The organism is Sphingopyxis panaciterrulae, assembly GCF_014199295.1.
In the GTDB taxonomy this organism is placed as follows: Bacteria; Pseudomonadota; Alphaproteobacteria; order Sphingomonadales; family Sphingomonadaceae; genus Sphingopyxis; species Sphingopyxis panaciterrulae.
Map to the genome: position 1 here is coordinate 228300 of NZ_JACIJH010000002.1, position 24514 is coordinate 252813.

The 24514-nt window shown below is 68.6% G+C and carries 24 protein-coding genes; 10 read left to right on the plus strand and 14 right to left on the minus strand.

What is annotated here, in order from left to right:
- Positions 1 to 3: 3 nt before the first annotated feature.
- Positions 4 to 498, minus strand: coding sequence for an SspB family protein (locus tag FHR21_RS05115; protein WP_184095980.1), 495 nt, complete (start codon positions 496 to 498; stop codon positions 4 to 6).
- Positions 499 to 585: 87 nt separating this feature from the next.
- Between FHR21_RS05115 and hisB the strand changes: the two genes are divergently transcribed.
- From hisB to hisF, 4 genes are all read left to right on the plus strand, one after another.
- Positions 586 to 1173 carry an imidazoleglycerol-phosphate dehydratase HisB gene (gene hisB / locus FHR21_RS05120; RefSeq protein ID WP_184095982.1) on the plus strand — a complete coding sequence of 196 codons (588 nt, stop codon included), beginning with the start codon at positions 586 to 588 and terminating at the stop codon, positions 1171 to 1173.
- A gap of 67 nt (positions 1174 to 1240) precedes the next feature.
- The gene (hisH, locus tag FHR21_RS05125; protein ID WP_184095984.1) at positions 1241 to 1885 is read left to right on the plus strand and encodes an imidazole glycerol phosphate synthase subunit HisH; all 645 of its coding nucleotides are present in this window, start codon (positions 1241 to 1243) and stop codon (positions 1883 to 1885) included.
- A 145-nt stretch (positions 1886 to 2030) separates the two neighbouring features.
- A complete protein-coding gene (gene hisA, locus FHR21_RS05130; RefSeq protein ID WP_184095986.1) occupies positions 2031 to 2783 on the plus strand; it encodes a 1-(5-phosphoribosyl)-5-[(5-phosphoribosylamino)methylideneamino]imidazole-4-carboxamide isomerase in 753 nt (250 codons plus the stop codon).
- Positions 2784 to 2858: 75 nt separating this feature from the next.
- A complete protein-coding gene (hisF, locus tag FHR21_RS05135) occupies positions 2859 to 3638 on the plus strand; it encodes an imidazole glycerol phosphate synthase subunit HisF (protein ID WP_184095988.1) in 780 nt (259 codons plus the stop codon).
- Here the strand turns inward: hisF and FHR21_RS05140 are convergent.
- On the minus strand, positions 3635 to 4771 hold the full coding sequence (locus FHR21_RS05140) for a beta-ketoacyl-ACP synthase III (protein ID WP_184095990.1): 1137 nt from the start codon (positions 4769 to 4771) through the stop codon (positions 3635 to 3637). The two genes, hisF and FHR21_RS05140, sit on opposite strands and share 4 nt — an antisense overlap.
- 189 nt (positions 4772 to 4960) lie before the next feature.
- Between FHR21_RS05140 and FHR21_RS05145 the strand changes: the two genes are divergently transcribed.
- Entirely contained in the window at positions 4961 to 5512 is a 552-nt protein-coding gene (locus FHR21_RS05145) for a hypothetical protein (protein ID WP_184095992.1), read from the plus strand.
- A gap of 19 nt (positions 5513 to 5531) precedes the next feature.
- Here FHR21_RS05145 and FHR21_RS05150 read toward each other — a convergent pair whose 3' ends face one another.
- Together FHR21_RS05150 and FHR21_RS05155 are read right to left on the minus strand one after the other, a co-directional pair.
- On the minus strand, positions 5532 to 6299 hold the full coding sequence (locus FHR21_RS05150) for a sulfite exporter TauE/SafE family protein (RefSeq protein WP_184095994.1): 768 nt from the start codon (positions 6297 to 6299) through the stop codon (positions 5532 to 5534).
- A gap of 121 nt (positions 6300 to 6420) precedes the next feature.
- Positions 6421 to 7350 (minus strand): LysR family transcriptional regulator, encoded by a 930-nt coding sequence (locus FHR21_RS05155; protein WP_184095996.1) that lies wholly within the window; start codon positions 7348 to 7350, stop codon positions 6421 to 6423.
- An 83-nt stretch (positions 7351 to 7433) separates the two neighbouring features.
- Here FHR21_RS05155 and FHR21_RS05160 point away from each other — a divergent pair, with 83 nt between their 5' ends.
- Together FHR21_RS05160 and FHR21_RS05165 are read left to right on the plus strand one after the other, a co-directional pair.
- Entirely contained in the window at positions 7434 to 7772 is a 339-nt protein-coding gene (locus FHR21_RS05160) for a hypothetical protein (protein ID WP_184095998.1), read from the plus strand.
- 229 nt (positions 7773 to 8001) lie between these two features.
- The gene (locus FHR21_RS05165; RefSeq protein ID WP_338113074.1) at positions 8002 to 8784 is read left to right on the plus strand and encodes a FadR/GntR family transcriptional regulator; all 783 of its coding nucleotides are present in this window, start codon (positions 8002 to 8004) and stop codon (positions 8782 to 8784) included.
- Between the two features lie 12 nt (positions 8785 to 8796).
- Here FHR21_RS05165 and FHR21_RS05170 read toward each other — a convergent pair whose 3' ends face one another.
- From FHR21_RS05170 to FHR21_RS05215, 10 genes are all read right to left on the minus strand, one after another.
- A complete protein-coding gene (locus FHR21_RS05170) occupies positions 8797 to 11946 on the minus strand; it encodes an alpha-L-rhamnosidase (RefSeq protein ID WP_184096001.1) in 3150 nt (1049 codons plus the stop codon).
- Positions 11909 to 12820: an amidohydrolase family protein gene (locus FHR21_RS05175; protein ID WP_184096003.1), complete on the minus strand. Its 912-nt coding sequence runs from the start codon at positions 12818 to 12820 to the stop codon at positions 11909 to 11911. The genes FHR21_RS05170 and FHR21_RS05175 overlap by 38 nt, the downstream gene beginning before the upstream one ends.
- Position 12821: 1 nt before the next feature.
- Positions 12822 to 13574, minus strand: a complete 753-nt coding sequence (locus FHR21_RS05180) for an SDR family oxidoreductase (protein ID WP_184096005.1) — start codon at positions 13572 to 13574, stop codon at positions 12822 to 12824.
- The gene (locus tag FHR21_RS05185) at positions 13562 to 14413 is read right to left on the minus strand and encodes a fumarylacetoacetate hydrolase family protein (protein ID WP_184096007.1); all 852 of its coding nucleotides are present in this window, start codon (positions 14411 to 14413) and stop codon (positions 13562 to 13564) included. The genes FHR21_RS05180 and FHR21_RS05185 overlap by 13 nt, the downstream gene beginning before the upstream one ends.
- Before the next feature lie 10 nt (positions 14414 to 14423).
- Positions 14424 to 15647, minus strand: coding sequence for an L-rhamnonate dehydratase (rhmD, locus tag FHR21_RS05190; protein WP_246427066.1), 1224 nt, complete (start codon positions 15645 to 15647; stop codon positions 14424 to 14426).
- Positions 15644 to 17068, minus strand: a complete 1425-nt coding sequence (locus tag FHR21_RS05195) for a glycoside hydrolase family 140 protein (RefSeq protein ID WP_184096492.1) — start codon at positions 17066 to 17068, stop codon at positions 15644 to 15646. The genes rhmD and FHR21_RS05195 overlap by 4 nt, the downstream gene beginning before the upstream one ends.
- 134 nt (positions 17069 to 17202) lie before the next feature.
- The gene (locus FHR21_RS05200; protein ID WP_184096009.1) at positions 17203 to 17967 is read right to left on the minus strand and encodes an L-rhamnose 1-dehydrogenase Lra1; all 765 of its coding nucleotides are present in this window, start codon (positions 17965 to 17967) and stop codon (positions 17203 to 17205) included.
- A gap of 19 nt (positions 17968 to 17986) precedes the next feature.
- Positions 17987 to 19123, minus strand: a complete 1137-nt coding sequence (gene lldD / locus FHR21_RS05205; protein WP_184096011.1) for an FMN-dependent L-lactate dehydrogenase LldD — start codon at positions 19121 to 19123, stop codon at positions 17987 to 17989.
- Positions 19124 to 19133: 10 nt separating this feature from the next.
- A complete protein-coding gene (locus tag FHR21_RS05210) occupies positions 19134 to 20117 on the minus strand; it encodes a TIM barrel protein (protein ID WP_184096013.1) in 984 nt (327 codons plus the stop codon).
- Between the two features lie 40 nt (positions 20118 to 20157).
- A complete protein-coding gene (locus tag FHR21_RS05215) occupies positions 20158 to 20943 on the minus strand; it encodes a DeoR/GlpR family DNA-binding transcription regulator (protein WP_184096015.1) in 786 nt (261 codons plus the stop codon).
- Positions 20944 to 21174: 231 nt separating this feature from the next.
- Between FHR21_RS05215 and FHR21_RS05220 the strand changes: the two genes are divergently transcribed.
- From FHR21_RS05220 to FHR21_RS05230, 3 genes are read left to right on the plus strand one after another with little or no spacing between them, the layout of a single operon-like run.
- A complete protein-coding gene (locus tag FHR21_RS05220) occupies positions 21175 to 22050 on the plus strand; it encodes a transketolase (RefSeq protein WP_184096017.1) in 876 nt (291 codons plus the stop codon).
- Entirely contained in the window at positions 22047 to 23003 is a 957-nt protein-coding gene (locus FHR21_RS05225) for a transketolase family protein (RefSeq protein WP_184096019.1), read from the plus strand. The genes FHR21_RS05220 and FHR21_RS05225 overlap by 4 nt, the downstream gene beginning before the upstream one ends.
- Positions 23003 to 24478: an FGGY family carbohydrate kinase gene (locus FHR21_RS05230; protein ID WP_184096021.1), complete on the plus strand. Its 1476-nt coding sequence runs from the start codon at positions 23003 to 23005 to the stop codon at positions 24476 to 24478. Before FHR21_RS05225 ends, FHR21_RS05230 begins: the two co-directional genes overlap by 1 nt.
- The last annotated feature ends 36 nt before the right edge of the window (positions 24479 to 24514 follow it).

Sequence of the window (24514 nt, forward strand, 5' to 3'; positions counted from 1 at the left end):
GCGCTATTTTCGCTTGCCGAAGTCCACGGTCACGACGTTGGAGCCGTCTTCGGCCGTGACATCGGGGGCCGCGACATCAGGGCGGTCGTTGTCGGCCTCGTCGTGCGGTTCGGGCGCCTCGCCATCGTCGGCCACCTGGAATTGCAGCCCGAAATCGACTGAGGGATCGACGAAGGCGGTGATCGCCGCATAGGGAATGGTCAGGATCGACGGCGTCTGGTTGAACGACAGGCCGACGCTGAAATGATCCTCTTCGACGGTCAGGTCCCAGAAGCGATTCTGGAGGACGATCGTCATCTCGTCGGGATATTTGGCGATCAGATGGCCCGGAATCGCGACGCCGGGCGCCTGCGTCTTGAAGGTGATATAGAAATGATGCTCGCCGGGCAGGCTGTCGCTGCCCACGACCTGCGACAGCACGCGGCCGACCACGGCGCGCAGCGCATCCTGCACGATTTCGTCATAGGGAATCAGGCTGTCGCGGACGTCTTCACTCATGGGCGAGGGGGATGGACGGCGCGCGCGCGCCGGTCAAGTGGGGAGAGTCGCCTTGCAACGCGAAAAATAGGCTCTATGGCGTGCGCCATGCGAACCGCCACCGTCCAGCGCACGACCAAGGAAACGGATATCGCGATCACCGTCGATCTCGACGGCAGCGGCACCTATTCGGTTTCCACCGGCATCGGTTTCCTCGACCATATGGTCGAGCAATTGTCGCGCCATTCGCTGATCGACATCACGATGACGGTGAAGGGCGATCTGCATATCGACCAGCATCACACGGTCGAGGATTCGGCACTCGCGCTCGGCGAGGCTGTCGCCAAGGCGCTGGGCGACAAGCGCGGCATCGCCCGCTATGGCGAAGCGCACGCGCCGATGGACGAGACGCTGACCCGCTGCATCCTCGATATTTCGGGGCGGCCGCACTGCGTCTGGAAATCGGGTTTCTCGCAGCCGCGACTGGGCGAGATGGACACCGAGCTCTTCCCGCATTGGTTCCATAGCTTCGCGCAGACCGCGGGCATCACGCTGCACATCGAAACCCTTTATGGCGAGAACAACCACCATATCGCCGAGAGCATGTACAAGGCGTTGGCGCGCGCGCTGCGTCAGGCGGTCGAGATCGACCCGCGCAAGGGCGATACGATCCCGAGCACCAAGGGGGTGCTATGAGCCTCCCCTCCCGCTTGCGGGAGGGGTCGGGCGAGGGTCTGTTGCAGGCCGCCGCCACTAATCGGACATGCCCTCCGCCACCCCCTCCCGCAAGCGGGAGGGGAATTTGACCATCGCCCTGATCGACTATGGTGCGGGCAATCTTCGCTCGGTGCACAATGCGCTTTTGGCGGCGGGCGCACAGGATGTCGCGGTCACCGCCGATCCCGATATCGTGGCGAAGGCCGACCGGATCGTGCTGCCCGGCGTCGGCGCCTTCGCGGCCTGCATGAACGGCCTGTCGGCGATTTCGGGGCTGGTCGAGGCGATGGAGCGGCGGGTGCGCGACGAAGGCGCGCCCTTTCTCGGCATCTGCGTCGGCATGCAATTGCTCGCTGACGCGGGCGAGGAGCATGGGCGGCACGCCGGGCTGGGCTGGGTCGGCGGCACGGTGCGGCCCTTCGATCCGGCGCCGGGCCTTCGCATCCCGCACATGGGATGGAACGACGTCCTCCCGGCCTGCGCGCATCCGGTGATCGTGCGCGGCGAGGCCTATTATCTCCACGGCTATCATGTCGCCGGGGCCGCGCATGTCGCGGCGACCAGCGAGCATGGCGGGCCGTTCACCGCGGCGGTCGCCCGCGACACGATTGTCGGCGTCCAGTTTCATCCCGAAAAGAGCCAGGCCTATGGCCTTGCGACCTTGGAAAGGTTCCTCCAGTGGCGGCCCTGATTCACGCCCTCCCCTTCAGGGGAGGGCAGCGAGACTTGGGAGCTTGCTCCCTAGTCGCAGCGGGTGGGGGCCATCGGCCTCGCGCCATGCTGATAGCCCCCACCCCAACCCCTCCCCTGAAGGGGAGGGGCTTTAGGAAAGCGCCATGACCCTGACCATCTTCCCCGCGATCGACCTCAAGGGCGGGCAGGTGGTGCGGCTTGCTGAAGGCGATATGGCGCGCGCGACTGTCTATGGCGACGATCCCGCGGCGCAGGCGCGGCTGTTCGCCGATGCGGGCGCGACGCATCTGCACGTCGTCGATCTCGACGGCGCCTTTGCCGGGGAAAGCGTCAACGGCGCGGCGGCCGAGTCCATCATCGCCGCCTTTCCGGGCAAGGTGCAGGTCGGCGGCGGCATCCGGGATCGCGCTGGGGTCGACCGCTGGTTGGCGCTGGGCGTCGAGCGCGTCATCATTGGTACCGCGGCGCTCAAGGACCCGGATTTCGTCAAATCCGCCGCGCGCGACCTTCCGGGGCGGATCGTCGTCGGCGTCGACGCCCGGGACGGCATGGTGGCGACCGAGGGCTGGGCCGACGTGTCCGATGTGCGCGTCGAGGATCTCGCGCGGCGCTTCGAGGATGCGGGCGTCGCGGCGTTGCTCTTCACTGACGTCGGGCGCGACGGGCTGCTCAAGGGCTGCAACGTCGGGGCGACAGTGGCGCTGGCGCGCGCGGTCGATATTCCGGTGGTTGCGAGCGGCGGGGTCGCGGGGATCGACGATATTCATGCGCTGCGGCCGCATGTCGCCGACGGAATCGAGGGCGTGATTACCGGGCGGGCCCTCTACGACGGCCGGCTGGATCTGGCCGAGGCGATCGCGGTCGCCGGTTCCCCTCCCGCTTGCGGGAGGGGTTAGGGGAGGGCATGTGACGATGATGCGCTCCCGAAACAGGCCCTCCCCCGGCCCCTCCCGCAAGCGGGAGGGGAGCAGATGACCGTCCGCGTTCGCGTCATCCCCTGCCTCGACGTCGCCGACGGGCGCGTCGTCAAGGGCGTCAACTTCGTCAACTTGCGCGACGCCGGCGACCCGGTCGAGGCGGCGCGCGCCTATGACGCCGCGGGCGCCGACGAGCTTTGTTTCCTCGACATTTCGGCGAGTCACGAGGGGCGCGGCACGCTGCTCGACATGGTCGCCCGCACCGCCGAGGTCTGCTTCATGCCGCTGACCGTGGGCGGCGGCGTACGCAGCGCCGAGGATGCGCGCGCGCTGCTCCTCGCGGGCGCCGACAAGGTGGCGGTGAACAGCGCCGCGGTCGCGCGGCCCGAACTCGTCGCCGACATCGCCGACCGCTTCGGCAGCCAGTGCGCGGTCGGCAGCATCGACGCGCGGCGGGTCGACGCCAAAGACCACGGAGGGGGCCGCTGGGAAATCTTCACCCACGGCGGGCGCAAGCCGACCGGGATCGACGCGATCGAGCACGCCGTGCGACTGGCGTCGCTGGGCGCGGGCGAATTGCTCGTCACCTCGATGGACCGCGACGGCACCAGGGACGGCTACGACCTCGCGCTGATCCGCGCGGTCGCCGATGCCGTGACCGTGCCGGTGATCGCGAGCGGCGGGGTCGGCAACCTCGACCATCTGGTCGCCGGCGTGATCGACGGCGGCGCGAGCGCGGTGCTCGCCGCGAGCATCTTCCATTTCGGCGAGGCGACGATCGCCGAAGCCCACGCGCGGCTCGCCGCGGTGGGGCTGCCGGTGCGAAGCTATTAGGTCTTCCGCACGAACACCGTCCCAGCGCTATACCCCGCGCCGAACGAGCAGATCAGCCCGGTGTCGCCCGCCGCCATATCCTCGTTATGAAGGTGAAAGGCGATGATCGACCCCGCGCTCGACGTATTGCCATAGGTGTCGAGCACGGTCGGGCTTTCGTCGGCACTCGCCTCGTGGCCCAGCACGCGCTGCGCGATCAGGCGGTTCATATTGGTATTCGCCTGGTGCAGCCACAGACGGCGCATGTCGGCGCCCTCGAGCCCGAGCTTTTCCATCTCCGCGACGATCATCGCCGCGACCATCGGCACGACTTCCTTGAACACCTTGCGGCCTTCCTGGACGAAGAGCTTGTCGGTCTTTGGCCCCGACTGGTCGATGCCGCCGTGGGTGCGGTTGAGAAAGCCGAAATTGTTGCGGATATTGTTCGAGAAGACGGTCTTGAGCCGGGTGCCGAGGATATCCCAATGGCCCGCCGGAGCGATGCTCTTTTCCTCGACCAGGATCGCGGTCGCGACATCGCCGAAGATGAAGTGACTGTCGCGGTCGCGCCAGTTGAGGTGTCCCGAACAGATTTCGGGATTGACGACCAGCACGCTCTTCGCGTGGCCGGCGCGGATATAGTCGGCGGCGGTCTGGATGCCGAAGGTCGCCGACGAGCAGGCGACGTTCATGTCGAAGGCGAAGCCGTCGATGCCCAGCGCGTCCTGGATCTCGACCGCCATCGCGGGATAGGGGCGCTGCATGTTCGACGCGGCGCACAGCACGGCATCGACGTCGCCCGCGTCGCGGCCGGCGCGGGCGAGCGCGTCCCTGGCCGCCGCGACGCCGATCTCGGCGAGGATCGACAGTTCGTCGTTGCTCCGTTCGGGCAGGCGCGGGGCCATATGCGCGGGATCGAGGATACCCGCCTTATCGACGACGAAGCGCGAGCCGATGCCGCTCGCCTTCTCGATGAACTCGACGCTCGATTCGGTGAGTTCGGCGACCTCGCCCGCCGCGATCGCGTCGGCATTCTCGCGGTTATGACGCGCCACATATCGGTTGAAGCTGGCGACCAGTTCCTCGTTGGAGATCGCTTCGGCGGGGGTGAAGAGGCCGGTCGACGAAATGACCGGTTGCGGTGCGTGTGACATGGCGGTCCCTGCGGATGGTCTGTTCTGGTTCCGCCTGATTAGGCGCCCGCGCCATGCTGCGCAACGGCTCCCGCTTGCTGAACGGCGGCCGATATCATGGTTAACCTGCCGCTAACCCCTCGGGTGGCATGATGGCCGATGCAAGCCTCCGGGGGGACGGCTCCCCGGGCGCGATGCGGGAGCATGACCATGGCGACGCGTTCCGGACCGGCCGCAGGCGACCTGTCCCTTGCCGAGATCAAGGAATTCGCGGGCTTTGCCGCCGCGACCCAGCGCTATATCCGCCGCTCGCTCGACATCGGGCTCGAGCGCGACGATGCGATCGCGCGCTGGTCGCGCGACCGGGTCGAGGAAACCGCGATCCGGGTGCAGGCGAAGGTCTATCAGCGGCTCGGTGACATCCGCGCGCATATTCCCGACGACAGCGGTCTCGACGCACTCGAAGGCTTCATGGCGCCGCTCGTCGCGGTGTCGGCCTTCGACCTCGGGCAGGACCGGCTGCCGAGCTTCGCGGCGTATCGCTTCCTCTATGAGCGGTTGCTCGGCGCGCATGCGCGGCCGTGGCTGCCGGGCGCCTTCTGCGCCGCGGCGTCGCTGCCGCACCTTCACCCCGACAAGCGCAAGGTCCTGCTGCAGTCGATCAGCGAGGCGGCGGCGACCGCTCCCGGCTGGTCGGCGCGCGAGCCGAGCTTCTATCCCGAATGGGTCGAGAAGATCGACGAGACGCGGCCGGCGAACTGAGCGGGACCGGCCGCGCGACCTATTTCAACACCTGCCACAGGCCGAAGGCGCTGGTGGCGGTCAGCACGACGCCGACGAGGACCAGCATCAGCTTGGGCGAAAAGCGCTTCGCCATGAAGGCGCCGAGCGGCGCCGCGAGGACGCCGCCGATCAGCAGGCCGAGCGTCGCGCCCGCGATGTCGGCGAAGCCGAGGTGCCAGATGAAGGTCGCCGACACGGCAAGGGTCAGGAAGAATTCGACGCTGTTGACGGTGCCCACCACCTTGCGCGGCTCGGCGCCCTGGACGAGCAGGTTCGAGGTGACGACCGGCCCCCAGCCGCCGCCGCCCGCGGCATCCAGAAATCCGCCGATCAGGCCGAGCGGCACGATGACCGTCGGCTTGCGGATCTTGGGGGGATAGAGCAGGCCGCGGACGAGCAGCCAGATGCCGATGGCGACCAGATAGGCGAGCACGAAGGGCTTGACCAGCTCGCCGTGCAGCGAACTCAGCACATAGGCGCCGGTGACGCCGCCGATCAGGCCGGGAACGAGCAGGCGGAAGAAGAGCGGCCATTCGATGTTGCGGTGGATCAGGTGGCTGATCCCCGACACGCCGGTCGTGAACATCTCGACGACATGGATGCGTGCCGAGGCGGTCGCCGGCGGCACGCCCATCACCGCGACGAGCAGCGTGTTGCAGATGACCCCGAAGGCCATGCCGAGCGCGCCGTCGACGAGCTGCGCCGCAAAGCCGATCAGGATGAAGGGCAGCAGGGCGGTGGGGTCTAGCGCCGCAAGATCGAGCATGAAAGCATCCCAACTGGTCTGATCGACAACCCGCTGCCGCCTTTCCAGGCCCAGCGCGAGTCCATTTTTTCTGCTGGCGGCGAAGGGATTTGTTTTCGCGGCCAGGCGAAACCCCTTAAAATCAGGGGGTTGTTATGTCCTGGGGCAGATAGTCGCGGACATAATCGATGAAGGCACGCAGTTTCGGCATCACCTGCTTGCGGCTGGGATAATAGAGAAAGAGGCCCGAGGTCGTGGCGGCATGGTCGGTGAGCAGCAGTTCGAGTTCGCCCGCCTCGGCCAGGGCCTTGGCGGTCGGCTCCGCGATCATGCCCATCGCGACGCCGGTGCTGACGGCGACCATCATCGCGTGGAAATCGTTGACGATGACCGGGCCGGTCACCGCAACCTCGAACTCGCGATTGCCGCGCGCGAAGGTCCACGGCATCATCGCGCCGGTGCCGAGACGCAGCCGCACGCAGCGGTGCTCGCGCAGGTCCCCGGGCGTTTCGGGGCGTCCATAGCGGGCGATATAGGCGGGCGCCGCGGCGACGACGAAGCGGAACGGGCCGGTCAGCCGCACCGCGATCACGTCGGCGTCGAGCGATTCGCCCATGCGGATTCCGGCGTCGAACCCGCCCGCGCTGAGGTCGGAAAAGGCGTCGTCGGCGAAAATCTCGATCTCGATCTCGGGATAGGCTTCGCAGAAGCCGGCGAGGATCGGTTCGAACAGCGGCTGCACCGCGCCGCGCATCAGGTTGATCCGCAGCCGCCCGGCGGGTCGGTTGCCGAGGTTGCGCGCCGCTTCATAGGCGTCGGCGAGCCCGGCATAGGCGGGCGCTGCGCGTTCGAGGAACATCTCGCCCGCCTGAGTCAGCCCGACGCTGCGCGTCGTGCGCATGAACAGCGGCGCGCCGACGCGCGCTTCGAGCGCCTTGACCGTCTGGCTGATCGCGGAAGGAGAGACGCCGAGGTCCGAGGCCGCGGCCGAAAAGCTCCGCCTTTCCGCGACGCGCAGGAAAGCCTCGATCCCGTCGAGCGCCCCATGGGGAATTGTTAAGTCCTGCTTCAAGGCACTTGCAGATTATAGAGGATTATCTATTGGCGCAACCGTGCCTAAAAAGGTTGCACAACGAAACGAAAGGAACCTCTCCCATGGCCTATCAGCTCTCCTCTTTCCGCCGCTTCCCCTCCGCCTTCGCGATCGTTGCCGCCTCGGCGCTGGCTTTCACCGGCCTGATTGCCTCGACCTCGCCGGTCCAGGCCCAGCCGAAGGCGGGCGACTATCGCTGCGCCGGCCTCGCCGATCAGGCGCGCACCGCCGCCGATGCCATGCAGACCGAAAAGCAGTCGAGCGCCAAGCGCTTCGTCGCGACCGGCAACAAGCTGTGCGAGGCCGGCAACGAACGCGCCGCCGCCAAGCAGTATCGCGCCGCGCTGAAGATCGCCGGCGTCGCCGAAGTCGAAACCGACAGCCAGATGGCCGCCCGCTAAGCCATCCGGCACCAATCTCCGGCCTGCCCCTCTCCCTCTCCCGGCAGGCACCACAACTGGGGCGACGCCAATCCGGCGCCGCCCCATTTATTTTGGCGCGGATTTTCCCGGCCTGCGCCGCACCAGCCGTTTACAGACGCGGGTATCGAAAATATGACAGGGCCGTGAACCGAAAGCGCGGTGGCGGGACCCATCTCTTGTCGCAGCCGCATGACGATCAGATATCGGGGTGGCTGCATTGAACGATTTTTCCGATGCCCAGAAGGCGGGCGGCCGCGCCGGTTTCGACCGAGCCCCGGGTGGCGCGCGGTCGAACCACGACTATGTCGCGCAGGCGCTGGGCAACGACATATTGTCCGGCGTTTATCCCGCCGGGGCAAAGCTGCCGCCCGAAGCCGAGATGCTGAAGCGCTTCGGCATTTCGCGCACCGTATTGCGCGAGGTGTTCAAGACGCTGACCGCGAAGGGGCTGATCGTAGCCAAGACGCGCGTCGGCACGGCGGTTCTCGACAGCTCGCACTGGAATTTCTTCGACGCCGATATCCTGTCGTGGAAGGTCAGCCAGGAATTCGACCTCGATTTCATCCGCTCGCTCGCCGAGGTGCGGCTCGCGGTCGAGGCCGCGGCGGCCGAGGGCGCGGCGCGGCGGCGCAGCGAGGCGGATATCGCGGCGATGCGCGACGCGCTGGGCCGCATGGACGCCGCGACCGACAATGCCCGCGATTTCGCCGAGGCCGACCTCGATTTCCACGAAGCGGTCGGGCACGCGTCGGGCAATGTGCTGATGCGCTCGCTGGCGGCGGTGATCGAGACTGCGCTCGTTGCCTCCTTCCGCATGAGTTCGCCGGTGAACGAGGCCGAAGCGCACCGCGCGAGCGTGCGCGGCCACGCCCGCATCGTCGACGCGATCGAGGCCGGCGACGGCGCGCGCGCGGCCGATGCGATGCGGGAAATCATCGGCCACGGCCTCGGCCGCATCGAAGCGGCGGCGGGGCGCAAGGGGAAGGGGTAGCGGCGGCCCGGTTCAGACCGCGAAATCGTAGCGGCCCGATCCGACCTCGAAGCGGACGCCTCCCGCATCGCGCGCGAGCGCGCGGACGTCGGGATGATCGGCGAGCGGCCGGTCGCCCTCGCGCCAGTCGCGCGGCGGCAGTTCGACCTCGGCAACGGTGCCGGCGGGGACGGAGAGGGTGAAGCGGGTCAATCCGTCCGCGTCGCCTTCGGTCGCGGCGGCGATCGGGCCGAGTGGCGAATCGAAGCGGGCGGCGACGCGGCCGACCGCGGGCAGCCACAAGGGCCGCGCCGCGATGCGCCGGAATCCGGGCGCGGCGGGTGCAATACCGGCGAGGCGGCGATAGAAGAAGCCGACCACCGCGCCGAACGCATAATGATTATAGCTGTTCATCGCGAGATCGCCGGTGTCGCCGTTCCAGCGTTCCCACATCGTCGTCGCGCCCTTCGCCACCATATAGCCCCAGCTCGGATAACCGGTCTGAAGCAGCAGGCCCGCCACCTCGTCCGGCTTGCCGGCGTCGGCGAGGACGTCGAGCAGATAGGGGGTGCCGAGGAAACCCGTCGACAATGTCATCCCGCGCGCGCGGATGTTAGCGGCGAGGATATCGGCGGCGGCACCGCGCAGCGCCGGCGGGACGAGGCGCATGTGGAGCGACAGGGTCTGGCTCGTCTGGCTGCCGTTGCCGCAGACGCCGTCGGCCGAGACGAATTCGGCGGCGAAGGCGGTGCCGATCGCCTGCCGCAGCGTGCGGTAGCGCGCAGCATCGGCGGCGCGGCCGGTCGCGTCGGCCATCGCGGCCATCAGCTCGGCCGACCAGGCCCAATAGGCAGTCGCGCACAGCGCGCGCGGCGTCGTCTCGTCGTCGGGCTTGACCGCATCGACCGACAGCCAGTCGCCCAGGTCGAGCCCGCGCTCGTGGCGCCAGACGTTATCGGGATTGACGCGCGCGACGAAGGCCATCCACGCCTCCATCGCGTCCCAATTCTCGTCGATCACGGCGGTGTCGCCATAGCGCTGCCAGAGCATCCACGGCAGGATGATCCCCGCCTCGCTCCATCCCGCCGTCACCACGTCGGGGAAGGAGAGCGGCTGCGGCACGACGATCGGATAGGCGCCATCGGCGCGCTGCGCCGCGCGCGCTTCGCGCAGGAAGCGCCGGATGAAGGGATCGACCTCCATGGTGAACGCCGCCGCGTCGAGGAAAACCTGGATGTCGCCCATCCACCCCATGCGCTCGTCGCGCTGCGGACAGTCGGTCGGGACCGTGACGAAATTGCTCCGCTGGCTCCACAGCGCGTTCTGCCAGATCGCCTGGAGCAGCGGCGCGTCGGGAAAATCCATGCCGCCGACCTCGCGGCAGGCGCTGTGGACGACCACGGCCTCGATATCGTCGGCGCTCGGCGTTCCGGGATAGCCGGTCACCTCGACATAGCGGAAGCCGTGATAGGTGAAGTGCGGCTCGAACGTCTCGGCGCCGCCGGTGCCCGCAAGGGTGAAGCGGTCGGTCGCGCGGGCGAGGCGCAAATTGGCGAGGTCGGCGGTGCCGTCGGGGGCGAGCAACTCGGCGAATTGGGCGGTGATCGTCGTGCCGGCCGGCCCGCGGGCGCGGATGCGCGCCCAGCCCGACAGATTCTGGCCGAAGTCGAAGACGAAGCGGCCGGGCGACGGTTCGCTGACCGACCGCGCGCGGCGCATCCCCATGCGCTCGATCGCGGGCGACGTCTGCGCGACGAGGCGCGCGGCCGGCGCGGCACCGACGCGGGCGGGCGCCCAGTCCGACGCGTCGAAGCCGGGGCGGTCCCAGCCCGGGTGCTCGGCGCGGGCATCGTAGGTTTCACCGTCGTAAAGCTCCGATTTCAGGATCGGCGAGGGGGCGATCATCCAGTCCGGCCCGGTGGCGACCCATTCGCGGCTGCCGTCGGCATAGTCGATCCGAAGCTGGGCGCGAAAGCGGCGCGGGGCGGGGCCGAAGCCATAGCGCTCGATCCGCCAGCCGAAGGGGCTGGCATACCAGCCGTCGCCGACGATCGCGCCGAGGAGGTTCTCGCCCTCGGCGATCAGCGCCGTGACGTCATGGCATTGATAGAGGATATGGCTTTTTGCGACCGTGGTTTCGGGGGCGAGGACCGCGTCCGACACGCGCTGGCCGTTGATCCGCGCCTCATAGGCGCCGAGCGCGGTCGCATAGAGGCGGGCGGCGGCGACCGGCTTCGCGGCGGTGAAGGCCGTGCGCAGCAGCATCGCCGGCTCGCTCGGGCGCGGGTCGCCCTGCGCCCAGGCGGTACTGGCGACGACGGGCGCCCAGCCGCCGGCGTCGAAGTCGGGGTCGGTCCAGCCCGGCGCGGGATCGGGCGCGACGCGAAAGGCGGCGGTGGCGATGCGATCTATGCGCCCGTCGGTGCGGTGCAGCCGGACGAGCGCGGCGAAGGCGCCGCCGTCGACCGGGAAGAAGCCCTCGGTATCGGCTTCGACCAGCGCGCACAGGCTGTTGCGGCCGGGCGTCACCTTGCCCTCGAAGGCGGTGAGCGTGCCCCAGAAGGGAAGATGCGTGTCCCAGCCGAACGGCCGGTCGAGCGGCGAGGGCGCGCCGTTCACCCACACCCCGCGCAGATGGTCCTTGCCCGAAACGAGCAGTTCGGCGCGCACCAGATCGGCCGGCGCGTCGAAATCGAGGCGGAAGGCGTGCGGGCGGGGGTCGAGCGCGGTGTCGCTCCACATCCAGCGCACGCCCGCGGCGCGATCGGCGGCGGCAAGCGTGTCCTCGGCCTCGATCCAGTCGCCGCGCCAGTCCTCGGGCGCGAGCAGCCCCGTTTCGAACCATGCCGGGTCAGAGCGGGCGGCGTCGTTCACCTCGACGTCCCACCAGACGCGCTGCATGGCGGCGAGGGCGGGACCGTCCCAGGCAATATCGAGCAAGGCGCCCGATGCGACCCGGCCGCTGTCCCATAGCAGATCGTCCGCCGCCAGCGCCTCGGGGCTGGCGGCGGCGCGGATGCGATAGTGCGTCTGGACGGCGCCGCGCGCGTCGCTTTCGATCCGCCACGACAGGCGCGGGCGCGCTTCTTCGGTGCCCAGCAGGCCGGTCACATGCTCGGCGCGCAGATCGACGACGCGCATCCTCTTAAAGGTCCAGGCCGAGCCGGTAGATGCGGTTGGCATTGCCCGCGAACAGCGCGTGACGCTCGTCGGCGGAGAAATCGGCGGTGATCGCGTCATAGGCGCCAAGGTGCCGGTCGAAGCTGCCGAACAATTTGTCGGTCGGGAAATTGCTGGCGACCATCGCGCGATCGCTGCCGAAGATCTCGATCGTTTCGAGCACATAGGGCCGCGCCTGCTCGATGTCCCACGGGCGCCAGGTGAAGCCCATGCCGGAAATCTTGACTGCGACATGCGGCAGCGCCGCGAGCGCCGCCATGCCGCGCCGCCACAGGCCCCAGCCGTCGGGATCGTCGGGGATCGCCATGCCGGTGTGATCGAGGATCACCGGCGTGTCGGGATGCTTCGCGAACAGCGCGGCGAGATGCGCGAACTGGCCGGCATAGGCCTGAAGATCGAAGCTCAGCCCATATTTGCGGAGCCGCGCGAAGCCCCGCGCCCAGGCGTCGCTGGTCGTCGCGTCGGCGGCGGCATAGCTGCGCGCGGGGTCGGGGTGCCAGTTGACGATGTGACGGATGCCGCGGACGTTCGGATGGTCCGCATGGCTGGCGAGCAGGCTTTCGACGGCGGGATCGTCGAGCGCGGCGAAGGCGACGATACCGCTCGGCAGGCCGCGTGCGTCGGCCATGGCCTGCAACCATTGCGTTTCTTTCAACGCGTCATCGGGGTGCGCGCCGGCGTCGATATGGACGATGCCGCGCACGTCCCAGCCGCGCGCGTCGGCCAGATAGGCGTCCAGCGGATAGTCGACTGCGATCGGCTCGACGCTGCCGTTGGGATTGTCGGCGTCGAACGGCGGCGTCAGCCACGGATAGCGGATATGCGCCAGATCCCACAGGTGAACATGCGGGTCGACGAGGGGCGGGCGCTGGCTCATCCTAGAAGGTCGTCCGGCCGCCCGAGGTGTCGAAGGTCGCCGCGGTGGTGAAGCTGCATTCCTCGCTTGCCATGAAACAGACCATCGCCGCGCTCTCCGCGATTTCGCCGAGCCGGCCCATCGGGATCTTCGAGCGCATATAATCGACCTGGCTTTGCGGCAATTGCGCCAGGATCGGGCTTTCGAACGTCGCGGGGGTCAGCGAATTGGCGATGACGCCCTTGCCCGCCAGCTCCTTGCCGAGGCTCTTGGTCAGGCCGATCACCGCCGCCTTCGACGCCGAATAGGCGCTGGCGTTGGGGTTGCCTTCCTTGCCCGCGACCGAGGCGATGTTGACGATCCGCCCATAGCCGCCGGCGAGCATCAGCGGCACGAGCGCGCGGTTGCAATAGAAGAGGCCGTTGACGTTGATGTCGAAGACACGCAGCCAACTGTCGATCGGATAGTCGTGGACCGGCGCGGTGGCGCCGGTGATCCCCGCCGAGCAGACGAGGATGTCGACCCGCCCGCCGAGCGCGGTGGCGCTGGCCTGCGCCGCCGCCTCGACCCGCGCCGCGTCGGACACGTCGAGCGCCTCGATGTGGATGGCGCCGGTTTCGGCGCGCGCGGCGTCGAGCGCGTCGGCGCTCAAATCCCACAGCGCGACCCGGCCGCCCTCGGCGACGATGCGCGCGGCGACCGCCTTGCCCAGCCCCGACGCGCCGCCGGTGATGATCGCCGTGCGGCCGGCGAAACGCCCGCTCATCCCTGCCACGCGACGAAGTCCTGGCGCTGCTGCCCCAGCTTGTCGATGCCGAGTTCGACGACGTCGCCGGCCTTCAGATACCAGGGCGCGGGCTTTTGCCCCAGGCCGACGCCCGGCGGGGTGCCGGTCGTGATGATGTCGCCGGGCTCCAGCGTCATGAACTGCGAAAGATAGGCGACGATCTGGGCGACGGTGAAGATCATCGTCTTGGTGTTCCCGTCCTGCACGCGCTTGCCGTTGACCGAGAGCCACATCGACAGCGCCTGCGGGTCGCCGACCTCGTCGGCGGTGACCAGCCACGGGCCGACCGGGCCGAAGGTCGGGAAACCCTTGCCCTTGTCCCAGGTCATGCCGCGTTCCTGCTGCCAGTGGCGTTCGGACACGTCGTTGACGACGCAATAGCCGGCGACATGGCGCAGCGCGTCGGCTTCCGACACATAGGAGGCGCGGGTGCCGATGACGACGCCCAGCTCGACCTCCCAGTCGGTCTTCTGCGAATCCCTGGGGATGGTGACCGGATCGTTCGGGCCCTGGATGCAACTCACCCATTTGTTGAAGACGACCGGCTCCTCCGGGATCGGCAGGTTCGATTCGGCGGCGTGATCGGCATAGTTGAGGCCGATGGCGACGAAGTGGCGCGTGCCGGCGACGCAGGGGCCATAGCGGACCTCGCCCTCGACCAGCGGCAGCGACGCGGGGTCGAGTCCGGCGAGTTTCGCGAGGCCTACGGGGCCGATCGCGGCGCCGTCGATGTCGGCGACATGCGCCGACAGGTCGCGGATGCGGCCCTCGGCGTCGACCAGACCGGGCTTTTCGGCGCCCGGGGCGCCATGGCGGCAAAGTTTCATGGGTCTTTCCTCAGTTCGGATAGGGACGGTGGAGGGGAATGTCGCGGTTGAGTTCGACGCCGAAGCCCGGCCGGTCGAGTTCGCTCGCACGGATGCGGCCGTTCACCGGCACCGGCTCGCCGAGCAGTTGCGGTGCGAACATCGGCACCACCTCGGTCGGGCCGGGGTGCATCATCAGAAATTCGGCGAAGGGCGAGTTATGGCGGGTTATCACGAAATGATAGCTGTACACCGAAGAGCCGTGCGGCACCATCATCACGCCCTTGCTGTCGGCATAATTGGCGATCTTGATCAGCTCGGTGACGCCGCCGCACCAGCCGACGTCGGGCTGGATGATGTCGCAGCAGTCCATGTCCATCAGCATGCGAAAGCCCCAGCGCGTCGCTTCATGCTCGCCGGTGGTGACCAGCAGCCCCTTGGGCGCCTGTTTCTTGAGCGCGGCATAGCCCCAATAATCGTCGGGGGAGAGCGCTTCCTCGATCCATTTGAGCCCGCATTCGTCCCAGGCGCGGTGGGCGAGGCGGGTCGCATAGTCGAGGTCGAGGCTCATCCAGCAATCATACATCAGCCAGAAATCGTCGCCGCATTTCGCGCGCATGTCGGCGAGCAGCGCGATATTCCTGTCCAGCCCCTCCAGCCCCTCGGCGGGGCCGTGGTGGAGCGGCAGCTTGCCGCCGATGAAACCCATCTCCTTCGCCAGATCGGGGCGCGCGCCGGTGGCATAGAATTGCAACTCGTCGCGCACCGCGCCGCCCAGCATATGATAGACGGGTTCGCCGCGCAGCTTGCCGAGCAGGTCCCAGAGCGCGAGGTCGACGCCCGAAATGGCGTTCACGACCAACCCCTTGCGCCCATAATATTGGGTTGCGAAATACATCTGGTCCCAGATCTTCTCATACTCCGTCGGGCTGCGGCCGATCAGGAAGCGGGCGAGATGCCTTTCGACGATGAAGCAGGCCGGCTCGCCGCCCGTCGTTACCGCGAAGCCGACCGTGCCGTCCTCGGCCTCGATCTCGACGACCAGCGTGCCGAGCACGTTGATCCCGAAGCTTTGCCGCGAGGCGCGATATTCGGGATAGCGCGCCATCGGTGTCGCGATATGGTCGTCGATCCAGTGGCCGCCCGGCTGGTCGTGATAGTCGGCGCCGCCGCCGCGCACGGTGAAGGCGCGGACATGCCGGATTTTCGGCAGGCCGCGCGCCCTGCCGAGGTCGATCTGTTGCTGCTTGGTCAAGGATGGCGTCCTGTCGTGCCGGGAGCGGGAAAGGCGGCGGCCGCATCGTCGAGGACGAGCGTCCAGTCGTTGCCGGGCGCGGTCTCGCCCGGCGGGTCGAAGCGTCGGCTGCCGCGATTGGCGAAGGTGCCGATCGGCGTCACGGCCCCGTCGCGCGGCGAATACCAGGCGGCGCGGACCTGCCGGCCGGAAATCGCACCGAGCCGCAGCGTGAAGGGGCGCCCGCTATAGCTGTAGGCGAAGGCATAGCCCTTGCCCCGGCTCGCGAGCACGCGGTCGTAGCGCGGGCCATTGTCGACGATCAGCGACGGGTCGGGCACGCGGTCCAGCATCGGGCGCGATTCGATCAGCGCCTTGAGGTGGCGCATCTGGTCCGCGCCCGCCGCGTTCGGCGCCGTCAGCGCCTGATGCCATGGCAGGATCGGCTCGAAATTGGCGGTGTCGGCGCCGGGCAGATACATCTGCATGACGTGATTCTCGCCATAGGTGTGGCCGAAGGCGCCCGCCATGACCGCCCACCAGGCGTAGCGGCGGACGTCGGCGGCCTGCCAGCGCGGCGCGCCGGCCGGCTCGTGCAGCCCGTGCGGGATATTCTCATAGCTCGGTTCGCCGTCGATCACCGGCTTGGCGGGCTCGCGCGCCCAGGCATCGGCGATATAGCGCCAATTATCTTCGCCGATCGCGTTCGGCCCCTCCTGATCGTAGGACCGGTGCCCCGACTGGACCATGTTGAAATCGAGCCACGGCGCCTGGTGCCACTGCCATGCCGACGAGGTGCGCCCGATCGGGTGGAAGGTCATGAGTTGGCGCGGCGCGATGGCCTTGATCGTCGTCCCCAGCGCGTCCCAGACCGCGGACCGCGTTTCGGAGCGGGTGTCGCCGCCGTTGAGCCAGACGATGTTCGGCCGCTGGCCGTAACGCTCGGCCAGGAAGCGGCCATAGACGGGGGCATTGGCCTCGGTGAGCTGGCGGTCGGTCGCAAGGTCCCCCCAGGCGGGCACCATCGCGACATAGATGCCGTGCGCAGCGGCGCGGTCGACCACCCAGTCGACATGGTCCCAATAATCATATTCGCCCGGCCTGGCGGGGTCGTTGCCCGGCGTGGTGCGCGGGCGGGCGGGGTCGCCGTCGACCAGCGCCGGCGCGCCGGTGCGGCTCGTCATCTTCGGCGTGTGGAGCAGCATGACCTGGATGACGTTGAAACCCTGCGCCGCGCGCACGGTCAGATAGCGTTCGGTCTCGTCGCGGTCGAGGCGGCTGAGCAGCAGCCAGGCGGTATCGCCGAGCCAGAACCAGGGCTCGCCCCCGGCTTCGAGATGGCGGTGGTCGGCCGCGACCGAAAGCGGCGGGGGCGCCGCGGGCGCGGCCAGCGCGGGCTGCGCCGCCGCGGCGGCCAGTGCCGTCAGGATCGTGCCGAACATGTCCTTCACATCGCCCCTCCGGACCCGCGGCCCACAAGTTTTCGTGCCGCGGAATCACCCGGGGCTATTGGGTCGCGATTATAAATATAATAATACTAATTGGTCAAGACGACGCCGGACCGATTTCGCGCGCCCTATTGCAGGTTCACGAACATTCCGCCGTCGACGAGCAGCGCGGCGCCGGTGACATAGGCGGCCATGTCGGAGGCGAGGAAGACGATCGGGCCGATCAGGTCCTCGGGCTGGCCGAGGCGGCCGAGCGGGGTGCGCGATTCCATATATCGGCGCTTGTCCGCGTCGGCGAGGTCGTCCTTGTTGATCTCGGTCAGGATCGTGCCGGGCAGCACGCTGTTGCAGCGGATGCCGTGGCGGCCGAGCGCGATCGCGGCCGACTGCATCAGCGAATGCACCCCCGCCTTGGTCGGCGTATAATGGGTCTGATACTCGCCGCCGACGAGCGCCGAGATCGACGAAACCGCGACGATCGCGCCGCCGTCCCCCTGCGCGACCATCTGCCGCGCCGCCGCCTGGCACATATAATAGGCGCCGTGCATATTGACGCGCTGGGTGCGCTCGAACGTCTCGGCGGGCATGTCGAGAAAGGCGTGGAAGGGGCAGATGCCGGCGTTCGACACCATCACGTCGACGCGGCCGAAGGCGTCCACCGCCTGCGCGACGAAATCGCTCGCGGTCTCGGGCAGCGCGACGTCGCCCTTCACGGCGAGACCTTTCTGCCCGAGCGCTTCGATTTCCGCGATGCACGATGCGGCCTTGTCGTCGCTCGACGCGTAATTGATCGCGACGTTCGCGCCATGCTGCGCGGCGCCGATCGCCGCGGCGCGGCCGATGCCGGTCGAGCCGCCGGTGACCAGCACCGTCTTTCCTTCGAGAAGTCTCATTGCGGGGTCCCGTTCATGGTCATGGAGTTTCGGCGAGGATCGAGCGGTCGATGGCGTCCACCCGGTTCACGCCGGTCAGCGTCATCGCGACGGTCATCTCCTTCGCGATCAGGTCGAGCAGCTTGGTGACACCCGCCTCGCCCTGCGCGGCGAGGGCATAGACCCAGGCGCGGCCGAGCAGCACGCCCTTCGCGCCGAGCGCCAGCATCCGCACGACGTCGAGGCCGCTGCGTACCCCGCCATCGGCGAGGACGGTCAGCGCGTCGCCCACCGCGTCGGCGATCGGCGGCAGCGCGCGGGCGCTCGACAGCACGCCGTCGAGCTGGCGCCCGCCATGGTTCGACACGACGATGCCGTCGGCGCCGATCGCCGCCGCCTCGCGCGCATCCTCGGGGTCCAATATGCCCTTGATGATGAGCGGGCCGTCCCATGCGGCGCGAATCCAGTCGAGGTCCTTCCACTGGATCGACGGATCGAAATTGGCGCCGAGCCAGCCCATATAGTCGTTGAGCCCGCTGTCCTTGCCGAGCACCGGTAGCAGATTGCCCAGCATGTGAGGCCGGCCCATCAGGCCGACGTCCCATGCCCAGCCCGGCTTGCCCATCGCCTGGATTACGCGGCGCAGCGGCCCGCGCGGCCCCGACATGCCCGAATGGGCGTCGCGATAGCGCGCGCCGGGCACCGGCATGTCGACGGTGAAGACCAGCGCCTGTGCCCCCGCCGCCTTCGCGCGCGCGATCAGGTCGGTCATGAAGGCGCGGTCGCGGATGACATAGAGCTGGAACCAGAAGGGGTTCGCGGCGCGCGCCACCTCCTCGATCGAACAGATCGACACGGTGGACAGGCAGGTCGGAATGCCCGCCGCCGCCGCCGCGCGCGCCGCCTGCAATTCGCCGCGCCGCGCATACATGCCGCTGATCCCGACCGGGCCGAGCGCGACCGGCAGCGCGAGCTTGCGCCCGAACAGCGTCGCGGACAGGTCGATGCTCGCGACGTCCTTCAGCACCCGCTGGCGCAGCGCGACGCCCGCGAGGTCGCCGACATTGCGGCGCAGCGTTTCCTCGGCGTTGGCGCCGCCGTCGGCATAGTCGAACAGGAAGCGCGGAATGCGCCGCCGCGCCGCCGCGCGGAAATCATTGGCCGAAGAGATGATCACGCCCGCGCCCTCAATAGGAGGTGAAGAGCGCGCGGCGCGCGAGGTCGAGCGCGGTGACCGCATCGTGCCGGTCCTGCGCCGCCTGCATCGCCTCGAAATCCAGCTTGTCGAGCGCGCGGTCGATGACTTTCAGAAAACCGATCGCCGAATTGGCGGCGGCAACGCTGTCTTCGCGGAAGGGGAACTGGTCGAGCTGCCACACGCCCTCCCACTTGTTCTTGCGCAGCGTATAGAAGAATTCGAACAGCTCGATCGGATGGACCGACCCGGCGATCAGATCGTCGTCCCAGCTTCGGAAATTGTCGTTCACGTCCATGCCGAACAGCCGGCCGTGATCGATCGCGAGCTGCGCCGCGTCGGCCGGCGATTCGCCGCCATAGAGCGAGTGGCCGAAATCGAGCAGGATGCCGACATTGGGCAGTCCCATCTTCTCGATCCCGAGCAGGGTGCGCGCGACGCTGTCATAGCTCATGTGGACGCGCGGCTCGCGCGGCTTGTATTCGATCACGAACTTCAGGTCGGGATTCTGGCTCGCCAGCTCGCCGATGCCGTCGATGCTGAGCTGCCACAGCGTCTTGTGATCGACCTGGAACGGATAGTCCCAGCCGTCCTGCCCCGGCCACAGCTTGACATAATCGGCGCCGAAGCGGCGCACGACATTGGCGGCGTCGTTGACCATCTCGTTCGCGAGGCGGCGGATGCCGGGATCGGGGTTGGTGAAGGCGCCCTTGGCGAAGCGGCGCGTATAGATTTCGGGGGTGATGCCGATGACCGACAGCTTGTTGCGCGTCAGCGCCGCCTCGACGGCGTCCAGCGACAGGTCGGGGTCGACGAAGGGATAGTTGATGTCGACGACCGACAGATCCTCGACCTGCCCGGCGAGGTCGATCATCTCGATCAGCGAGCGCGGCGGGCCGTATCCGTCGGTCGCATAGCGGTCGACATAGGTCGCGAAGTGCCAGATGCCGGCGCCGAATTTCAGGTTGCTGCTCACGCTATGATCCTCATCCTTGGAAAAATTCTCTGCCTGTCCGTCAGGCGACGATGACCTCCACGCCCGCCGCCTCGATCGCCGCCCGGTCCGCGTCGCGGATGCGGTCGTCGGTAATCAGCATATGGACGAGGTCGAGCCCGCCGAGCGCGGTGAAGGAGCGCAGGGCGATCTTGCTCGCGTCGGCGACCAGGCAGACGCGGTCGGCGGCGGCGATCATCGCGCGCTTGACCGCGATGTCGGACAATGCGGGATAGGTCAGCCCCGCCTCGACGTCGATCGCCGCGGTGGCGAGGAACAGGGTCTTCGCGAACAGGCCGCGGAAATAGTCGGCGGAGCGGTCGCCGCTCAGCGACAGCGTCGGCGCCTTGAAATGGCCGCCGGGCATATGGACCTCGAACCCCGGTTCGGCGCCGAGCATCAGCGCGATGTTGAGCGCGTTGGTGACCACCGTCATGTCGCGGCGGCCGATCAGCGCAGCGGCGACCTCGGTCGTCGTCGATCCGGAATCGAGGATGATCGTCTCGCCGTCGCCGACCAGCGCCGCGGCGGCGCGGCCGATGCGGCGCTTTTCGTCCATATTTTCGTGATGCTGGAGCGCGAGGGCGCGCACCTGCTGTGGCACCGATTTCAGGAAGGCGCCGCCATGCTCGCGGACGATATGCCCCTCCGCCTCCAGCTTTTCCAGGTCCTGCCGCACCGTCACCTCGGACACCGCGAAGGCGTCGGCGAGCGCGCGGACGCGGGCGCTGCCCTCTTCGCGCAGCCAGGCCAGGATCTTCGCGCGGCGGACCTCGCCGAGCAGCCGGGGGCGCGCGGGGGCGGTCATGCGGCGGGGTCGGCGGCGCGGCGCGCGGGCGGGACGGGGAAGGGCGACATGCTGGGTCCGAACCTTTCGTTCGCGTTCGATCACGACTGCCCTCCTAATCCGTTCTTTCGATTTTTGTCAATTTGAAGCAAAATCGAAAATAATCGAAATTGCGATTCGCAAGCATATATAATATTACTATTCCTTGCGCCGGGTTTCAACATCCGTTATCGGGTGGACAAGGAGAGAGCGATGACAGACGGTTCCGACCCCTCGACGAATGCCGGTTCCAGACCGGAAAACCGCCGCATTGAGTATGTCCGCGAGCGCGCGAACTGGATGCGTCGGCGGCTGCTGCGGATGATCGTCGACGCGGGGCAGGGGCATCCGGGGGGCGATCTTTCGGCGACCGACATCCTCGCGGCGCTCTATTTCGATATTCTTCGAATCGATCCAGCCAATCCCCGATCGCCGGATCGCGACCGCTTCGTGATGAGCAAGGGGCATTGCACCGGCGCGCTCTATAGCGCGCTCGCGGGGGCGGGCTTCTTTCCCGAGGCCGAACTCGACACCTATCTGAAGCCCGAATCGCGGCTCAATGGCCATCCCAACCGCACCTATCTGCCGGGGGTCGAAACCAACACCGGGCCGCTCGGCCATGGCCTGCCGGTCGCAGTCGGCATCGCGGTGGCGGCGCAGATCGACGGCGCGGACCATCATGTCTTCGCGCTCACCGGGGACGGCGAACTGCAGGAAGGCAGCATGTGGGAGGCGGCGATGTTCGCCGGTCACCGCGGGCTCGGCAACCTGACCGTCATCGTCGACCGCAACCGGCTTCAGCAGGGCGCGGGGACCGAGAATACCAATGCGCTCGAACCGCTCGCCGACAAGTGGCGTGCCTTCGGCTGGCGGGTCGAGGGCGTCGACGGGCACGATCCTGCCGCGCTGCTCGCCGCCTTCGACGCGGCGCGGGCCCCGCGCGAAACGCCGCTGTGCCTGATCGCCGACACGCACAAGGGCCAGGGGGTCAGCTTCATGCGCGACCAGGCCGGCTGGCACCATGGCGTGCCGAACGCCGAGCAATATGCGCAGGCGATCCGCGAACTCGAAGAGGAGATGGCCCGATGAGCGCCCCTGCCCCCGCTACCGGCCTGTTCGACTGCCGCGACGCCTATGTCCGCGCGGTCGAGGAACTGGCCGCAGCCGATCCGCGTATCGTCGCCGTCGTCAACGATTCGGTCGGGTCGTCGAAGCTCGGCAAGTTCCGCGACCGCTTTCCCGATCGGCTGATCAACGTCGGCATCGCCGAACAGAATATGGTCGGGGTCGGCGCCGGGCTCGCCAACGGCGGCAAGATCCCGTTCGTCAGCGGCGCTTCCTGTTTCCTGACCGCGCGCGCGATGGAGCAGATCAAGGCCGATTGCGCCTATAGCTTCGCCAATGTGAAGCTGTGCGGCATTTCGAGCGGCGTCGCCTATGGCGAACTGGGCGCGACGCACCACAGCATCGAGGATATCGCCTGGCTGCGCGCGATCGACCGGCTGGCGGTGATCGTGCCGGCCGACCCGTGGGAAACCGCCGAGGCGATCAAGGCCGCCGCCGCCTATGACGGACCGGTCTATGTCCGCATCAGCCGGATGCCGGTGCCCGAGCTGGCGCGCGAGCGGACGCGGTTCGCGATCGGTCATGGCGAGACGCTGCGCGAGGGCGGCGACATCGCGATCGTCGCGAACGGCACCCTCGTCCACCGCGCGCTCGCCGCCGCCGACGCGCTCGCGGCCGAGGGCGTCGCGGCGCGGGTCGTCAACATGGCGAGCATCGCTCCGCTCGACACCGAACTGCTCGCCGAGGCGGCGAAGACCGGCGCGATCGTCACCGCCGAAGAAGGGCTGGCACGCGGCGGGCTCGGCGGCGCGGTCGCCGAATGGTGCGCCGAGAACGCCCCGGTGCGGATGCGGATGCTCGGCTTTCCGGGCTTCCTGCCTACCGGCTCGGCGGCGTGGCTGATGGACCGTTTCGGCCTGTCGGCGGACGGTATCGCCACGGCGGCGCGCGAGTTGCTGGGGCTGCGGGCCGGTTGATGACCGGCCCCGTCATCCTCGCGATCGACCAGGGGACGACGAATAGCAAGGCGCTGCTCGTCGCGCCCGACGGATCGGTGCTGGCGGCGCACGCGCGGCCGATGCCGGTCGATTATCCGCGCCCCGGCTGGGCCGAGCAATCGGCGACCGCGATCTGGGAAGCGGTTGCCGGGCTGATCGCCGAGGTCGTCGCGGCGACCCCCGAGGCGGAGATCGCCGCGCTCGCCCTGTCGAACCAGCGCGAAACGATCGTGCTCTGGGACGCCACGACCGGCGAGCCGCTGGCTCCCGCGGTGATCTGGCAATGCCAGCGCTCGGTCGATCGCTGCCGGGCGCTGCGCGATGCCGGCCTCGAAGACGAGATCGCGGCGCGCAGCGGACTTGGCATCGATCCGCTGTTTCCCGCCGCGAAGATCGGCTGGCTGCTCGACGCCATCCCCGGCGCGCGGGCGCGGGCCGAGCGCGGCGAGCTGCGCTGCGGCACGGTCGATAGCTGGCTGCTCTGGAACCTCAGCGGCGGGACGCTGCACGCGACCGACCCCAGCAACGCCTCGCGCACCCAGCTCTTCAATCTCGAAAGCCGGACGTGGGACGAAAGGCTGGCGGAGATTTTCGCCGTGCCGCCGGTTCTGCTGCCGTGCATCCTGCCGTCCGACGGCGGTTTCGGCACCGTCGCGGCGGGACGGACGGCGCTGCCCGCCGGTACGCCGATCCGCGTGATGCTGGGCGACAGTCACGCCGCGCTCTTCGCGCACGGCATCGCGGCGCCCGGCCGGGTCAAGGCGACGATCGGCACCGGCAGCTCGCTGATGGCCGCGACGGCGGCGCGCGCGCAATCGACGCACGGCCTGTCCGCGACGGTTGCCTGGCAGCACGCCGAAGCCGCGCCGCAATATGCGATCGAGGGCAATATCTCGGTCTCGGGCCATGCCGCGGCCTTTGCGACCGCGCTGCTCGGCCTCGCCGACGAAGCCGAACTGACGCGCCTCGCCGCGAGCGTGCCCGACAGCGGCGGCGCCGTCTTCGTTCCCGCGCTCGCGGGGCTCGGCGCGCCGCACTGGCAGCCGGGCGCGCGCGGGCTGATCGCGGGCATGACGCTCGGCACCCAGCCGGCGCATATTGCGCGCGCGACGCTGGAGGCGATCGCGCTCCAGATCGGCGACGTGCTCGACGCGATGGAGGCCGACCTCGGCCTGCGCCTTGCGGACCTGTCGATCGACGGCGGCGCGGCACGTAGCGATTTCCTCGCGCAGCTTCTCGCCGACCTGACCGGCCGTGTCGTCGTTCGTCCCGATATCGCGGAGGCGAGCGCGCTCGGCGTCGCGCGAATGGCGGCGGAGGCGCTCGGCCTGGACGACTGGCGGACGCCCGATGCCGCGCGGTTCGAGCCGCAGCTTGCCGCGGACCGGCGCGACGCGATCCGCCGTCGCTGGCGCATCGCGCTGGCGGCGGCGGTCGCCGCGGGGGCGCCATAGGATTATCGACGCCGGGCGGCCGACAAGGGGTCGCGG